The organism is Telluria sp. ZT3P39, assembly GCF_059685935.1.
Genome location: NZ_JCASIH010000003.1, coordinates 214,303 through 231,085, shown reverse-complemented (window position 1 = coordinate 231,085; position 16,783 = coordinate 214,303). Strand labels below are relative to the sequence as shown.

10 protein-coding genes are annotated in these 16,783 nt (G+C 62.3%); 1 reads left to right on the top strand and 9 read right to left on the bottom strand.

Going from position 1 to position 16,783, the window contains the following annotated elements; genetic code table 11:
* Nucleotides 1–9 precede the first annotated feature (9 nt).
* The gene (aroG, locus tag AC56LR_RS05050; RefSeq protein WP_497128152.1) at nt 10–1,068 is read right to left on the bottom strand and encodes a 3-deoxy-7-phosphoheptulonate synthase AroG; all 1,059 of its coding nucleotides are present in this window, start codon (nt 1,066–1,068) and stop codon (nt 10–12) included.
* 522 nt (nt 1,069–1,590) lie between these two features.
* Here aroG and AC56LR_RS05045 point away from each other — a divergent pair.
* Complete coding sequence (locus AC56LR_RS05045) at nt 1,591–4,266, top strand: TonB-dependent receptor (RefSeq protein WP_497128150.1); 2,676 nt, start codon at nt 1,591–1,593, stop codon at nt 4,264–4,266.
* Nucleotides 4,267–4,418: 152 nt separating this feature from the next.
* Here the strand turns inward: AC56LR_RS05045 and tldD are convergent, their stop codons facing one another.
* From tldD to AC56LR_RS05005, 8 genes are all read right to left on the bottom strand, one after another.
* A complete protein-coding gene (gene tldD / locus AC56LR_RS05040; protein WP_497128148.1) occupies nt 4,419–5,879 on the bottom strand; it encodes a metalloprotease TldD in 1,461 nt (486 codons plus the stop codon).
* A 193-nt stretch (nt 5,880–6,072) separates the two neighbouring features.
* Nucleotides 6,073–6,855 carry a hypothetical protein gene (locus AC56LR_RS05035; RefSeq protein ID WP_497128146.1) on the bottom strand — a complete coding sequence of 261 codons (783 nt, stop codon included), beginning with the start codon at nt 6,853–6,855 and terminating at the stop codon, nt 6,073–6,075.
* A gap of 107 nt (nt 6,856–6,962) precedes the next feature.
* The gene (locus AC56LR_RS05030) at nt 6,963–10,193 is read right to left on the bottom strand and encodes a hypothetical protein (protein ID WP_497128144.1); all 3,231 of its coding nucleotides are present in this window, start codon (nt 10,191–10,193) and stop codon (nt 6,963–6,965) included.
* 1 nt (nt 10,194) lies between these two features.
* Nucleotides 10,195–10,632, bottom strand: a complete 438-nt coding sequence (locus AC56LR_RS05025; RefSeq protein WP_497128142.1) for a hypothetical protein — start codon at nt 10,630–10,632, stop codon at nt 10,195–10,197.
* Between the two features lie 49 nt (nt 10,633–10,681).
* Complete coding sequence (locus tag AC56LR_RS05020; protein ID WP_497128140.1) at nt 10,682–11,362, bottom strand: hypothetical protein; 681 nt, start codon at nt 11,360–11,362, stop codon at nt 10,682–10,684.
* A gap of 549 nt (nt 11,363–11,911) precedes the next feature.
* Nucleotides 11,912–14,833 carry a type IV secretory system conjugative DNA transfer family protein gene (locus AC56LR_RS05015; RefSeq protein ID WP_497128138.1) on the bottom strand — a complete coding sequence of 974 codons (2,922 nt, stop codon included), beginning with the start codon at nt 14,831–14,833 and terminating at the stop codon, nt 11,912–11,914.
* A 9-nt stretch (nt 14,834–14,842) separates the two neighbouring features.
* Nucleotides 14,843–15,535, bottom strand: coding sequence for a hypothetical protein (locus AC56LR_RS05010; RefSeq protein ID WP_497128136.1), 693 nt, complete (start codon nt 15,533–15,535; stop codon nt 14,843–14,845).
* A gap of 435 nt (nt 15,536–15,970) precedes the next feature.
* Nucleotides 15,971–16,783, bottom strand: a complete 813-nt coding sequence (locus AC56LR_RS05005; RefSeq protein ID WP_497128134.1) for a carbon-nitrogen hydrolase family protein — start codon at nt 16,781–16,783, stop codon at nt 15,971–15,973.

Below are 16,783 nucleotides of genomic sequence, written 5' to 3'. Positions count from 1 at the left end.
CCGCGGCCCTTACTCTCTTTGCAGCCGGCGCGCCATTACCGCCGCCGCCAGCCCTTCCAGCACGCCGATCGTGGTCTCCCAGTCGATGCAGCCATCGGTCACCGATTGCCCATAGACCAGCTCCCTGCCCGGCACCAGGTCCTGGCGCCCCGCCACCAGATGCGATTCGACCATCACGCCCACGATACGGTCGTCGCCTCGCGCGATCTGGGCCGCGATGTCGGCGCATACCGGTACCTGGTTCTGCGGGTCCTTGCTGCTGTTGGCGTGCGAGGCGTCGATCATCAGGCGGCTGGCCAGGCCGTTGGCCGCCAGCTGCCTGCAGGCGTCCTCGACGCTGGCTGCGTCATAGTTCGGCGTCTTGCCGCCGCGCAGGATGATGTGGCAGTCCTCGTTGCCGGCGGTCGAGACGATGGCCGAATGCCCGCCCTTGGTCACCGACAGGAAATGGTGCGGCTGCGAGGCCGCCTTCATCGCATCGGCCGCGATCTTGATGTTGCCGTCGGTACCGTTCTTGAAACCGACCGGACAGGACAGGCCCGACGCCAGCTCGCGGTGCACCTGCGACTCGGTGGTGCGCGCCCCGATGGCGCCCCAGCTGATCAAGTCGGCGATGTACTGCGGGCTGATCACGTCGAGGAATTCGGTGCCGGCCGGCAGGCCCAGTTCGTTAATGCTGCGCAGCAGCTCGCGCGCCATGCGCAGGCCGTCGTTGATGCGGAAGCTGTTGTCCATGTAGGGGTCGTTGATCATGCCCTTCCAGCCGACCGTGGTGCGCGGCTTCTCGAAATACACGCGCATCACGATCTCGAGCTCGCCGGCCAGGCGCTGGCGCAGCGGGGCGAGGCGGCGCGCATAGTCGAGCGCGGCCTGGGGGTCGTGGATCGAGCAGGGACCGACCACCACCATCACCCGGTCGTCCTGGCCGTGCAGGATGCGGTGCAGCGCCACGCGCGCGCCGGCCGCGGTCTGCTCGGCGGCCGCGGTCACCGGGAATTCGCGGATCAGGTGCGAGGGCGGCGTCAGTTCCTTCATTTCGCGGATGCGTAGATCGTCGGTGCGAGGCATGCTGTACTCCGTGTTGTGTGTGTCTGGGCTAAAGCTGGGCTGAAAACAAAAAACCGCCATCGCTGGCGGTTTGTCTGGATTGTGTCGGACTGTTCTGATGTCGCGTGAACCTGCCGCTACTCCACCGCCAAGGGGCTGGAATGGCCAAAGTAAAAATAGCAGGTAAAGAAAACGTGCTGGCGCATGAGAATCCGGCTGGCCCGGTCGGCTAGGTCTGAGTTGACTATAACAATATAGCATGAAGCTTGGCAAGCAAATCGCCTGCCTTTTTCTCTGCCGCTCCGCCGCCTCCGGACATCGGATTTGGCAAGCGGTTGCGCCAATCCCACAGGGTTTTGCTCGCCTGGATTGCTCCTTGAGCGAAATCAGACGCGTTCCAGCGGACGGTGCAAAAGTCGCTCCACGCCCCGCTCGTCCTGCACCGGACTTGTGTTCTCACAAGAAAAGTCTTTGAGTCATTTGATCGCACTCAACAAGCCTGGACAGGCGCTGCGGGAATTCCCCAACCTCTGGAGTCCGTACATGATCGAAACCCTGCTCTCGCGCGCCGTGCGGCGCATCTTCGCCGGCGGCGGCGCCGTCGGCCTGGCGCTGCTGGCCGCGCCCGCCGGCCTGCTGGCGCAAGAGGCGCCGCCTCCCCCCGCACAGGCTGTCCCCATCGCGCGCGTCGAGATCACCGGCTCCTCGATCCGGCGCCTGGCCGCGGAATCCTCGCTGCCGATCACCACGGTGCGCGCCGCCGACTTCGCCAAGCAGGGCCTGTCCACGGCGCAGGAAGTGCTCAATTCGATTCCAATGAACCAGTCATCCGAAGTCGGCTCGTCGGCGGTCGGCGCCGGCACCGGCGGGCGCTCCACCGCCGACCTGCGCGGCCTGGGCGGCGACAAGACGCTGGTGCTGCTCAACGGGCGCCGCCTCGCCAACCATCCCTATTTCGCCGACTCCGTCGACCTCAACATCATCCCCGTCGCGGCGCTCGAACGCGTCGAGGTGCTGCGCGACGGCGCCTCGGCCATCTACGGCACCGACGCCATCGGCGGCGTGATCAACTTCATCACCAAACGCTCGGTGCAGGGCGCCGCGCTCACCTTCGAAGGCTACGAGCCCTGGGCCAACGGCGGCGGCAGCGAACAGCGCCTGAACCTGTCCGGCGGCTGGGGCGAACTCGAGCGCGACGGCTTCAGCGCCTGGGGCGTGGTCGACTGGCACCAGCAATCCGCGCTGCGCGCTGACGAGCGCAGCTTCTCGGCTACCGGCATCCGTCCGGACCGCGGCCTGTTCGAAGTCAGCGGCACCACCTTCCCGGCCAATTTCTTCTCCGACCTCGGCATCAGCGGCAACCCGCTCTACCCGGCCTGCCGGCCGCCCGCCTCGGTACCGCAGCCGGACGAACCGCTGTGCGCCTTCGACTACACGCGCTTCGTCGACAATATTCCCCAGACGCGCCAGTTCAGCGCCATGGCCAAGCTCAACAAGAAATTCGGCGCGCAGATCGCCAGCCTGGAATTCGTGCACGGCCGCAGCACCAACGAGTCGCTGGTCGCCCCCCCGCCGCTGTCGAACATCGGCGTGATCATGACCAGCAGCAGCCCCTGGTATCCGGGCAACGGCCGGGTCCCGGCCTTCCCGGGGCTCACCGGCGAGCCGCTCGACATCTCCTGGCGGCCGCTGGAAACGGGCCGGCGCAACAACTTCGACTCCAGCATCACCGACCGCCTGCTGGCCAACCTCGAGGGCACGTTCGGCGGCTGGGACTACAACACCGGCATCTCGTATTCGCTGGGCAAGGCCAAGAGCATCTTCAACGGCGGCTATGTCATCGACCAGCGCATCATCGACGGCGTCGGCGCCGGCATCCTGAACCCGTTCGGCACGCAAGACCCGGCCGGAGCCGACTACCTGAACAACTCGATCCTGTCGGGCGAATACCTGCACGCGCGCATCCACAGCGCCGCGGTCGACGCACGCGCCAGCCGCGACCTCATGGCCCTGCCGGGCGGGCCGCTGGGCTTCGCCGTGGGCGCCGAATTCCGGCGCGACCGCGCCAAGTATTTCGTCAACCGCGACCTGGCCTCGCAAGCCTCCAGTTCGGGCTATGCCGACGCCCGCGACCAGGCCGGCGCGCGCAGCATCTGGGCCCTGTTCAGCGAACTCAACGTCCCGGTCATCAAGGACCTCGAACTCAATTTCGCCGCGCGCTACGACCACTACAGCGACGTCGGCGGCAGCTTCAACCCCAAGGTCGCGCTGCGCTGGCAGCCGACCAAGCAGGTGCTGGTGCGCGGCTCCTTCAACAAGGGCTTCCGCGCGCCCACGCTGTTCGACCTGTACGGCCCGCAGTCCACCACCTTCAGCTCGGATACCTACGACGACCCGCTGCTCTGTCCGGGCGGCGCACCGGCGCCCGGGGCCAACCCGAACGTGTCCTGCGGCCAGCAGCAATACATCCGCCTGGGCGGCAATCCGGACCTGTCGCCGGAACGCTCGCGCACCTATAGCGCCGGCGTGGTGTTCGAGCCCATCTCCAGCCTGACCCTGTCGCTCGATTACTGGAACATCCGCCTGAAAGACCAGCTCAATTCGCTGGCCGAGCAGACCCTGTTCGGCAATTTCGCGAAATACCGCGACCTGTTCGTCTACGACGCCAGCGGCACCAACCTTCTCTACGTGCTGGCCATCACCGACAACCTCGGCGAAGTCAAAACCCGGGGCCTGGACCTGTCGATCGCCTACCGCATGCCGCGCACCCGCCTCGGCAATTTCACGGTCAACCTCGACGGCACCTATGTCAACAAATACGACTACCAGAACGAGCCCGGCGGGCCATTCACGGAAAACGCCGGCCGCTACGCCGACGAGTCCCCGGTGTTCCGCTGGCGCCACAACCTGCTGTTCTCGCTGAGCCACGGCGACTGGACGGTGAACCTGGCCAACCGCACCATGTCGCACTACACCGACCAGAACTCGGCGGTCGAGCCCGAGTTCTTCAACAAGGTAGGCCACTACTCGACCTGGTCGCTGTCGACCACCTACACCGGCAACAAGCGCGCCGAATTCACCGCCGGCATCAAGAACCTGTTCGACAAGGAGCCGCCCTTCACCAACCAGCTCACCAACTTCCAGCTTGGCTACGACCCGCGCTATACCGATCCGCTGGGCCTGACCGTGTATGCGCGCGTGACCTACAAGTTCAACTAGCCACGGAGCAAGCACAGCCGCAAACCGTAGGGTGGGCGGGTTTCCCGCCCGCGCGTTCAACCATCGGACGAGCAGCCGCGCAGTCCGAGACTCAAAAACAACAACGCCCGGCAAAACCGGGCGTTGTTGTTGAAGCTAATAGAGCTAAAACTTCAGCCCGTCCCACCCACGGTCACGCCATCGATGCGCAGCGTCGGCTGGCCGACGCCCACGGGCACGCTCTGGCCTTCCTTGCCGCACACGCCCACGCCCGAATCCAGGCGCATGTCGTTGCCGATCATCGAGATGTTGTTCATCACTTCCGGGCCATTGCCGATCAGGGTCGCGCCCTTGACCGGATAGCTGATCTTGCCGTTCTCGATCATGTAGGCCTCGCTGGCCGAGAACACGAACTTGCCGTTGGTGATGTCGACCTGGCCACCGCCAAAGTTCACCGCATACAGGCCGTTCTTCACCGAAGCCAGGATTTCTTCCGGATCCTTGTCGCCGGCCAGCATGTAGGTATTGGTCATGCGCGGCATCGGCAGGTGGGCGAAGGACTCGCGGCGCGCATTGCCGGTCACCGGCATCTTCATCAGGCGCGCATTCATCGTGTCCTGGATATAGCCCTTCAGGATGCCCTCCTCGATCAGCGTGGTGCACTGGGTCGGGTTGCCTTCGTCGTCCATGTTCAGCGAACCGCGGCGGTCCTGCAGGGTGCCGTCGTCGACCACGGTCACGCCCTTGGCGGCGACGCGCTCGCCAATGCGGCCGGCGTAGGCCGACGAGCCCTTGCGGTTGAAGTCGCCTTCGAGACCGTGACCCACCGCCTCGTGCAGCAGCACGCCGGGCCAGCCTGGGCCCAGCACGATGGTCATCGGGCCGGCGGGCGCCGGGCGCGCTTCCAGGTTGACGCAGGCCGATTTCACGGCTTCGGTCGCATACTGGTCGAGCAATTCGTCGGAGAAATAGCCGTAATCGTAGCGCCCGCCGCCGCCGGACGAACCGACTTCGCGCCGGCCGTTCTGCTCGGCGATGACGGTGACCGACACGCGCACCAGCGGGCGGATATCCGCCGCCAGCACGCCATCGCTGCGCACCACCAGCACCACGTCGTATTCACCGGCCAGGCCGGCCATCACCTGCACCACGCGCGGATCCTTGGCGCGCGCCATCTTCTCGACACGCTCGAGCAGTTTGACTTTGGCGGTCGCATCGAGCGATGCCAGCGGATCGTGCGGCAGGTAGAGCGAGCGGCCGCCGGTCGGGCGCGCCGCGGTGGCGATCTTGATCTTGCCGGAACCGGCGCGGGCGATCGTGCGGGTCGCCGCCGCCGCATCGAGCAGCGCCGCTTCGGAAATGTCGTCCGAATACGAGAAAGCCGTGCGATCGCCGGAAATGGCGCGCACGCCGACACCCTGGTCGATCGAGAAACTGCCGGTCTTGACGATGCCCTCTTCCAGGCTCCAGCCCTCGCTCTTGGTGAACTGGAAATACAGGTCGGCGTAATCGACCTTGTGCGTGAACATCGAGCCCAGCGCGCTCAGCAGCTTGCCCTCGTCGAGGCCGAATGGCGTCAGCAGCACGTCGCGCGCGACCGCCAGGGAGGTAAGGTTCGGTTCGAATGGTTTCATTTTGCGTTCGGTCGTTCGGATAGAGAAGGCATTGTGCCATATCCCCGTGCTTCGTACCGGACGCGCAGCCTGCCTGCGGCCTCCGTCAAACAATGAGGGTCAGCGTCAAATTGTTGAGTACGATCCGTGGGTCAATATGCTGCGCGTTCCGCGACACACCCATTCAGCGGCAAGCCTGCAGGCGCCTTCCCGCCTACCAGGCTAGTTTCACCACGTCAGCCGAGTGATCAACCGGCGTTTGCATATGTTTGCCACGGGTGACGAGGCGAATCGCCGTCTCAAGCGTTGGAAACGGGGCTGTGCCCAGCTTCCATTTCGGATTGAAGCAATTAAGTGCTTTGGCAAACACTTTGATCAGCTTTTCTTCGTTTTCAGCAATACTTGAATCGGTAAAGCTGATCTGTTCGAGAATGGCCGCTTCGACTTGAACGCTGCCAAGAAAATCGACATCCGAGGTATATCCAAAAATCCAGTGCGAACCGCCCTTGAGTGCTTCAACTACCGCAGGGTCGTGCCCACTGGCCGAACATGCGCTTAATATAATGCCTTCGACTTTACGCTTACGGGAAAACTCGGCGATTTTCTTCATCAAATTGGTTGTACGTGCACCGCCAACCTTGCCTTTTGAACCATGCGCGCCAACGTAAAGGATAATGCGCTGCTCAGGAACAGTTGCAGCCGCATCCAGGGCATGTCCGAAACTACTTGCGTCATAAAAGTTCAGGCGGTAACTCTTCAAATTACCGACGAGACGACATACACCTTCCAGGAACGGTGCATTCGAAGCCTGCCCCGGGTTTTCGTCAAAGCTGAACCAGTGATCTTCCAACATGACGACAGCAATGCGCTCCCGCTGTTCTTTCCGCGTCTGATCGGACAAGCGAATCAAGCGGCCGAGCGCTCGACTGTCTTCGTCCTTGCCGCGATAGTCATCAAACTGCTGAAATACTTTTTCGTCGACTTCAATTCGTTTCATGCGATCTCAATTCATCTTGTTTTTTGCCAGGCCAGGCACGCCTTCGATCCACACCTCGCCCCCAGCGCAATCGTCGAGGCCGGGCCGCCGAACGCCCGGCGCTGGACTTATGCATGCTGAGATTGCGCGGCCGCCTGGGCGCGACGTTCAGCCTCTTCCATTGCGCGCTTACGCTCGAGCTGCTCACGTTGACGCTCACTGAGTCCTTCCATGTCGTCCGTCTTTGTTTCACCTGACTGTGCCTGGTGCGCAGGCGCTTGTGTCTGGCTGCGACGCTCCGCCTCTTCCATTGCGCGCTTGCGCTCGAGTTGTTCGAGTTGCCGCTCGCTCAAGGCCACAGGGGGTTCCGACGTTTCGTTCGCCTGCGCAGGCTGTTCGTTTTTGGCCGCCTCGACCTGCGCTGCCACTGCCGGAGCGTGACTGTCGCTGGATTGCGCCTCCGGCCGCTGCGCCGTTTTGGTCTCTTCGACTTGTGCGCTTTCGCTCGGCCCTGCGCTTGCCCTGGCTTGGCTTGCGTCGTCGGTGCGCGCCGGCAGGTCGCTGCAGGCCTCGCGCGTAGCGGCCGGCGACCTTGGTTCATCGCGCTCGGTTGCGACAGTGCCGGTCGTCTGGTCCGCCTCCACACGCTGTGCGGCTGACGCCTCGACGCCATTGCCGCTGACTTCGGCCGCCTTGCTTTCGGCATCGGTCGCCAGCGCGGCCTGGTGAGGACGAATACTGGTCTCGGTTGCGCGCCGGTCCTCACTCGCATCCATATTGGAACCAGCAGCGTTCGCACCCGCGTCTTGATACGCTGCTTGTTCAGATTTTGCACCAGAAGCTTGTGCTTGTTCGTTCACAGGCTCGTCCGCTGTCGTCCGGTTTGCGTTGACGCCGTCGTTCCTCGCCGCCTGCTCCACTGCCTCGTTCGTTTTCGGCCCATGGTCGGCCGCGTGCGCCGACTGGTCGTCCGTGGACACGGTCATGGCGCCCGAATGCGGAGGTTCGGCGCCCGCGTCCACCTGGGACTTCGTAGCTCCCTGCTGTTCGGCTTGCGCCGTCTGCTCGCGTGGAGCCTGCGACGAATTCTCTGGTTTTTCCACCGGCTTGCCCAGGTCATCGCCCTGGCCCGTGGACTGCGCATCCACGGAGACGGCCTCACGCGCTGTCAGCTCGTCCGCTTGTGCATTGGGCGACTGGATTGCACCGGACGCGGGGGCGTGCGCAGCGTCATGCGCATCGCCGGGCTGCCCCGGGTCGGATGCGGGAGGCTGTGCACTGACCGGCTGCAGCGGGGATGAGATCGGTCCGGTATCGGCTGGCGCCGATTGCCCCTGCTCTGCTGTAGACGCAGCAGGCGCGGACGAAGGAGCCGGCGGTGGAGGACCCGGCGGTGGCGTGACCGATGCGTTCTCGTGCGCATGCGCATACTGCTTCGCCGTCTCTACCGCTGCCGACGCCGCCTCATAGAGTGTGACGTACTTTTCCTTCAAGACCTTTTTTTGTTCTTCTTTGGTGAGCTCATGTGGATTGATCCCGGCCTTGAAGTCTGCGCGTTGTTGCTTGTATTCGCGCCGCGCCGCATCGGCCGCGTCGAAGGCTGCGCGCACTTCCTTGGCTGGAGCAGCGTGAGCCGGATCACTCGACTGGGCGTTCGCAAGGGTGACGGCGTCGAGCTTCTCCCTCAGCGCAGGAAATTCGCGATTGATCCGCTGTCGATCGGCGTCATCGTGGTTCAAGGCCTTGAGCGCATGGTACTTGCCATCGATCCGGGCCACCGAATCGGACTTGCCGCTTTGCAGGCTGTCGAAGCGCGCTTGTTGACGATCGAGGTCGCGCTCGCGCGCGCTGCTGAGTATTGTGATGGGGGCGTCGACCATGCCGGTCATGGTCTTGAGCCCATCCGCAGCGAGCTTCAGCCCCGGCACGTTTTGCGCCAGATAGTTGCCTGCCGCCTCACCCGCGCTTGCCAGCACCTTGCCGGCGTCGACCTCGAGCTTGAGCGATTGGCCAAACGCCGCTATTTTTTCCTTGAAACTCAGGCCCGCGCTCTGTTGGTCGGCGTGAGCTGGCGCGGTGAAGAAGTTTCCTTTTTCGTGTTCTTTGGCCTGGATCACGCAATCGTACAGCGCATCGGCTTGCGCGACGTAGGCGTGGCGATACATGGCCTTTTCGTCGGCCGAGAGGTCCTTGACGGCGCGGCCATCGGCCGCCAGCGCTTCCTTGACGCCGCGCATCTGCTCGCTTTTAAGCTTCGCCTCGTCGAAGCGCGACAGCAGCGCGCTGGCCGATTCGCGCCTGGCTGGATCGGTCGACGACGCATCGGCTTCGAGCTTGGCGCGCTGCTCAGCGAAATCCTTGACGATTTGCCGCTTCGCTTCCTCCGGACGCTTCGCGTACGCGGCGAATTTTCCGTCAGCCTGGAATTGCGCGTTGCGGTCGGTCTGCACTGCAGAGACCTCGCGGGCCAGTCTGGTGGCATTTTCCGAGTCGCGCGTGACGTCGAGACCCAGGATCTCGGCCCCGCGTTTGACGTAGCCGGCCGCCTCTTGAACCTGAGGAAAATGCTCGCCGAGTAGGTCGAGCCCTTTCTCGGCCGCCCACCCGGCAACTTTTCCGTATTCTATTTTCCCTTCGATGCGTTTCCAGAAAGGCTCGGATCGCGCAGCTTTCGCGGCTTCGGCCTGGCGCATTGCCTCAGCGGCAAGCGCGTGTTTGTCGACGTGATAATTCGAGGCCTGATGATGCTTGCCCACCTCGATGGCCGCTTTCGTATGGCTGACATAGGTATCACGCAATTGGCCATAGCGGCGCTGCTGGTCCTGACTGAGTTCGTGCGTTTGTTTGCCCGGGCTTAAGTGTTGGCGCTTGAATTCACCAAACGCATGGCGCGATGCTTCCGCTTGCGCGAAAAAAGGCTTTGCCTCGAGTGCCGAGCTGCGTTTGTCTGGATCATGGTGGACCGAGTCGGCAAGCAGACCGGTGCGCAGCGCGAGATAGTCCTTGTGGAGCGTTTGTTCCTGCCTGGCGTGCGCAACGCTGTCGTTGAGGCGCTTCTCTTCCAGTTTGGTTTGCCCGCCCAACACCGTCCAATCGACGCCAACCATGCTGCCGACGGCCGAGACGCCGTCCAGGGCCAAGCCGGCGTACGGAAGCCTGCGCACTTCGTCAATGACGACGGGGGCGGCGCGAGTGACGAGCTCACCCAATACTTTGCCGGCCTTTTCGGAAGTTAAGACATCCTTGAGATCGACTTTGATGGCGACGTTCTCATTGACCCACTGCCTTACATCGGAAAGACGGATGGCTTTGACGGCGTGCGCCTGTGCGGCGACCTTGGCGCGAAGGGCGTCGAGCACGTCACTCTTCCTTTTCGGCTTTGTCTTTGAGGTAGGCGACGATCGCGTCGATCTGGTTATGCTCGGCTGAATACGCCAGGATCTTCTCAAGATCGGTTTCGGACACCGATCCGTGCGCCGCAAGGGCCATGAAGCGCGCCGTCCACACCGTGAGGGCGATGGTGCGTTGGTAGGCAAACAGGACCTCGTGTTCCGGCGAGGCCTCGAGCTGCCGCAGCGTCGATCCATCCATCAGGGGCAAGCCGGCGTTTTCCCGAATCTGTTCCGGCACGCCCGGATCATCGAGCAGCGCCGGCTTGAAGGCGAATCGTCTGGCCACGACTTCCACCGGTACTCCGGCGATCACCACATCACGATCGAAGTCGGCAAACCAGGCCGATACGATCTCGTCCGCGCGCAGTTCGTCGGCGTCGTCCTCGTCGAGTTCCAAAAATTCCATGTCACGTTCTCCTGCTATCGATACGGTGCTCGCCCCGCGCTGGTGGGATTCAGCCGCGGCGGCCCTGGGTTGCTTGCTCAGGTTGCGAAACGAACTGCTTTTGTTCCAGCGGTTGGTAGAAGATCAGGCTCTCGCGCACGTTTTTCGCGGTGAAGAACTGGACATCGACCTTTTTGGTGGTGCGTGCTTCAACAATGCCTTCGTTGACCCATTTCTCGACATTTTTCTTGCTTGCCGGAGTCACATTGGCGACGATCTGGTAAGGCTCGTTATTGTTCGCCATCGCTGCGCGCCGCGCCATCTCGCGAATCCCGGCAGCCCAGGTCGGATCGCCTGCAATAATTTTATCGTTGAGCAATGGTCGCAGGCTGACCAGCCTGGTGGCTTCGGTGCGTTCGCGTGCGCCGCCATGTTCATCGCTCTTCTCGACCACGCCTGGCTGGACCGTCACAGGCAAACCCTGTTGCTGGGCATGCCGAGCGAACGCGCGCGCATCGGCCAGGTCTTGCTGCTTGCCGTTCTTCCAGCCAACCAGGGCGCCGGCAACAGCTGCGCCGGCAGACGCGGCTAGACACTTTCCATCGTTCCCGCCAGCGAGCTTGCATAGCGCGAACATACCCGCCGCGCCCACTCCTGCGCCCAGCGCCGCGTTTTTTTCAGCATGCGTCGTCGGTGCGGCGCATCCGGACAAGAACGCGCACATGCCTGCCGCTACCATCACTTTTTTCATCGTACCAACCTCATCAATTAATCATCCGAGCCGTTTGGCTTGTCACTGCCGGCGTAGCAGCATGTTCAATGCCGCTTCAGCCTGCTGACGCTCAGCGCTGGTCGGGACGGGTTCCTCGTTGCTTGCCCGGCCGTCGGCGGCGCGCTTCCTGGCGCGCGCGCCAGGCGTCTCCGCCGTGGAGGCAGCCACGGCTTTGCCGTCCTGGTGTCCCGCAGGGGTTGGGGATGCAAGTGTCCTGGCGCTTGCCGTCGGTGGAGACGAGGTCGCAGGCTTGACGGCGGCTACAGACGGCGTTGACGAAGACGCTTTGCCTGCGTTGCCTGGCTGGGATGGCGCCGTAGGCATTCCTGATGGCTTGCCCGGCGCCGGAGCCGCAGGAGGCGGAGATTTGCTGGTGCTGGCGGCGCTGTTTGGCGCAGTGTCGCCTGCCGGCTTTGCAGGTTTTTTCGCAAACGGGTTCGCTGCCGCATTGGCGCTGACTGCGAGGGCGCACACCACGATCGCTTTAGTAAGTTTCGACATGTTCGTTTAGATGTAGCAGGTAGTGATTCAGGCTGGTGCGTTAAGTGATGCAGAGCTTGCGGACGACGATTGAATCAGCTCGGACAGCCTGGCCTCGGAAGCAAGCAGCTCTTGCAGCGCGTCGTTCTGTTTCACGGCCTGGCCGGCCCGCTGCTCTTTCGCGTGGGGTTGATGAAAGCGTTCGAACACCGACTGGGTGTTCACGACGTCCATGCGCATATGCCCTGCGCGTTGGACAAATGCCAGCATGAGGCCGCGTCCAAAGGTCAAGGCTTCATCGCTGTGGACCAGGTCTTCTTCAGTATTGCCCTGATTGAAATGGTTGTTGCGCTTGTCTTCAGCGCGCCACCGGATTCCCTTCAATTTTTCGGTCCAGTCGACCGGGCTACCCTGTGGACCGCCACCGGTGACATTAGCAGCGTAGAGGTCGTACTCGATCTCATAGACCGGACGAATGGCTGCATGAATGGAGGCGGGCATTTTGCGTGCCAGGGCATGCATCAATCCATCGTCTGGCAAACTGAATGGCATGATCGTGTCGTCCATCGAAAAATCGTTGGATTCGAAACGGCGCGCCGCATACGACTCGTAATGGTCGAGCTCGGTTACAGTCGAGCGCATCGTCTTGCCGGCGAGTTCCCGGATGAACGACGCGGTCTCCAGACCTTCGGAGCTCAGGAAAATCTTGGTGCGCAAGTTGTCAAGCAGGGTCTTGGTGCGCTGGCCGCCGCCGGCTTCGCCGAATGCCGAGTACAAGGTCGACAGCGTCTGGAATGACAGAACGAGCGAGACGCCGAAGGCGCGGCAGATCGAAGCGTAACTATCTTCCGACAAGGGTGATCCGGACGAGATGAGAAGATGGGCTTCGTCCATGATCACGACCAGCTTCGATTCAGTCCCGATCTTCGGGTCTTTCAAATAGCGAGCATGGCTGTGCGCAAACACGCGCGCCTTGAAGAGCATCATGGCAACGCGCGCTGCCAGGCCGTATTCCATCGGCGACAGATCGACAGCAGTGATGACCTTGTCGTCCCAGATTTTTTCGATGGGCAATGGCGCAGTCGCATTGCGCGCGGGGTCGAGCCCTTCCACGCGACCGGCGCCGAAACGTGCACGCAGCTTCGGGTTCGACGCGAACCCGGATAACACCTGCGTGAACTGGGCAACGAAGGAACCCCAGGTTTGTTCTGGAAACTGGACGCAGTCGACCGTCAGGAATGCAATGGCACTATCGAGCTCAGTATTGAGGTAGGGGGCGACTGCATCGTGTTCAGGGCCTGCGATGTCCCACACACGCTGTAGCTCCTCGACAATTTTCATGCACAAACCGCTGGATTTGCGCGCGGAAACCGCAATCTTGTAGATGCCGACCGGCGAATACCAGCGTTCTGCGCTGGCTTGCATTTGTTGCCGGCCCAGGGGCGTCAACTCATAGGCGCGCGCAAGGACGGCCGCATTCGACAGAATCATCGAGGCCATCTGGCGCCAGTACGGATCGCTGCTTCCGCCGGACAGCTGGCTCATCACGTCATTGAGTGCCGACGAGACGATTTGCGGATCCAGTCCATCGAAGAGGTCGATGCCGAACTGATCGTCCTTGCAGCCGATGATGCGGATTTCAGCGCCACACTTCTCGGCCACTTCCTTGGCATCGTTGTGCAACACGCCTTTACCGTCCATGACCAGCATGGCGATCTTCTGTTTTTGCCCTGGCGCGCGCTCATCGAGCACAATGCGCGGCGCCGAAATGACCTGATGCATGAGGGGCACGAGGATCGACGCGGACTTGCCTGATCCGGTGGTGCCGGTGATCGCCATGTGCGTATTCAAATCGTTCATGCTCAGCCGGACTGGCTGGTTCGGCAGATAGCCGGTCAGCGCCCCGCGGAACAGCAGCGTCCCGGTGCCTTGACCGAGATCGATGAGCGGCGACTTGTCGGCCTTGGCGATGCGGATCTGATTGCGATAGGCATTCGATTCGTTGCGACGTTTTTCGAGTCGCTTCTTCCAGCGAATGATCGCCTCCTTGGTCTCCCGCAGAAGCGCGTCGTCCATATTGATGATGGTCGCGATGGCGCCCCTGATCGAACGCGGCGCCAGGGCTTTATACATGAAGGCAAGATAAGCCATGCCGGCCAGGACAACGGAGAGGAAGGCCGCGTGCGCGACATTACCGAGGACCATGACGACTTTCGCGAGCCATTTCCGTCGCGTCACTTGCGACGCGATGTCGGATCGAATGCCTTCCGATACGGCTTCCGCTTCGGCTGCGGACCAGACATCTTGCTGCGCGGTGATCAGGCTGAGCGGCGCATCGGCGGCCGCTGCGCTGGATAATTGAGCAAAGCGTTGATCCACCAGAGCGTTTTCGTGGCGCAGGGCGACCCATGAGGAAGTGAGCGCGATGCCGATAACCAGGATCAAGGCTTTATTGAAATGCGCGGCGTTACGGCGCAGATTCAGGCGAAACAGCCGCGTGACCACGTCGCGCGACAGGCGGCGCGGCGCCAGGTGGTTCAACAATTCGCCGGTGCAGACACGGCCGTCGACAATCACCGAGCGCCGGATGTCTTCCGGGATGTCTTCGGCATAGAGCTCCGGGTGCAGCGCACGAGGATAAATGCGCTCGGCGTGCGCCTGCAGGTCACCGCGCTTGAGCGCATCGTGGTGCGTCGAAAAATGGCGATCGACGCGGTCGGCCATGCCGACGCCGAAGTCATCCGCTATCCCGATGCCGAGCAGCTTTTTCGCATGCAGTTCGAACGCATGCGTGAATGGCGATCGGATCTTGAAATCAGGAAAGAAGTTCCGCTTCAGCTGCGCGACAGCAAATCCCAGGATGGCGATGACGAGTGCCGGAAATACATAGGCACTGAGGTCAATGTCGAGGAAGCGGGTGACGATGTAGAGTCCAGCCAGCGCCAGCAAAGCAATGATTGTTTTTCGCATGGCACTTCCTTATTTCAAAATTGCGCTGGCAGCGCGGGGAATCATGTCGTCGCCGATATTCTGCAATTTCGGAAGGCGAACCAGTTGCACGCCATACCCCGAACGCCGTGGCGCCAGGTTATAGATCGTCCATTTGTCATCCGCTTTATGCGCCATGCCGACCCAGACGGCGCCTGCCTGCGGACCATATGAACCCGACTGCAGCCGGGCGCCGATGAACACCGTATCGTTGGCAACGTGCTTGTACACAACGGCATCGACCGGCCACGGTTTGCCCGGTGCCGGCAAGGCAATTGCGGCAACGTCTTTCAGGTTTTTATTCGCGATCGGCAAAACGACGGCGTTCAGCAAATCATTCGAGAAGTCATCGGCACTTGCGAGTGGGGCGACCCCATCAGACACCGCCCCGCGCAACAAGGGCTCGAAATCGAGCGTTTCCGGCGCTGGATTCGTGGACTGTTCGATGATGTCGGCGGACGGCGAGATCAGCCCTTGATATAGAGGCGAGATTTTTCCATATCCCAAATAGGCCAGTACGATGACCAGCGCCGCAACGCCTAGTGAGACCAGCGACGCGATCGGGGACACGAAAACAGTCAGATCGCGACTGTTGAGCCGTGCAACCCACGTATGACCTGGGGACAAAATACGCTGCCACCCGAGCTGGGTGTCAGCGTCGCCGAGCTTGCTTTGATTGACCATGACGGCCCTTCCGAAAAATATAGCGGCCGACAACAGCGCGCATGGTGGAGTCACCGTAATCAGCTCTTGTCACGTAACTGAATTGGAAAGCTCCTTCACGCCGCAAGGCGGGTGCCTCTCGTGCCGACAGGATGAAAATATCTTTGGTGAAACTATTTCATCCTATATACGAAGGTAAGACCTGTCTAGCAAATAAATATCAAAGTAATAAGTTCCCGTTAATTTATGGAGTTTATATGCGGGCCGGGTATTATCTGTAGCGTTTAATAAACCACGCCAGGTAGTGAGAGCGTCGGCGCACCATGGTCGGATAAGGCCATATACCAGAATCATGGCTCGGGAGTGTCTACGATAGGCGTGACGATTCGGCCAAGCTCTTGGCAAACAACTCGGGGTTGACCTTGTTATTTTTCTGAAGCAGTCCTGCCAGCCCGATTACAGCTTGCGATGCTTCAGCGCCGGCAAGCTCTCGCGCACGCCGGCCAGGAAGGCGGCGTCGAGCTCGCCAGTGACCACGCCCTCGCCTTCGCGCAGCACGGCCTTGACTTCGCCCCAGGGGTCGACCAGCATGCTGTGGCCGAAGGTGCGGCGGCCGTTGGCGTGCAGGCCACCCTGGGCCGAGGCCAGCACGTAGCACTGGTTCTCGATCGCGCGGGCGCGCAGCAGCACTTCCCAGTGCGCCAGGCCGGTGGTGTGGGTGAAGGCGGCGGGCACCACGATCAGGGCGCATTCGCCCATCGCGCGGTAGAGCTCGGGGAAGCGCAGGTCGTAGCAGACCGACAGGCCGACCCGGCCGAACGGCGCATCGAAGGCCCCGATGCTTTCCCCCGGCACGATGGTGCGCGCCTCGTCATAGGATTCGCTGCCCTTGTTGAAGCCGAACAGGTGGATCTTGTCGTAGCGGCTGACCGCCTGCCCCTGCGGGTCGTAGACCAGCGTGGTGTTGAGCACCTTGCCGGCATCCATCGACACCAGCGGCAGCGTGCCGCCCACCAGCCAGATGCCGTGCTCGCGCGCCAGGGCCGCCATGCAGTCCTGGATCGGGCCGGAGCCCTGCTGCTCGGCGTGCGCCACCTTGTCGCGGTCGGTCATGCCCATGATCGGCCAGTATTCCGGCAGCACGACAAAGCCCGCGCCCTCGCCGGCCGCCTGCGCCACCAAGCGGCGCGCAGTGGCCAGGTTCTCGCTCACGTCTGGAGTGGACACCATCTGTACAGCGGCAACCTTGCTTGCGTTCACACGGGTCAT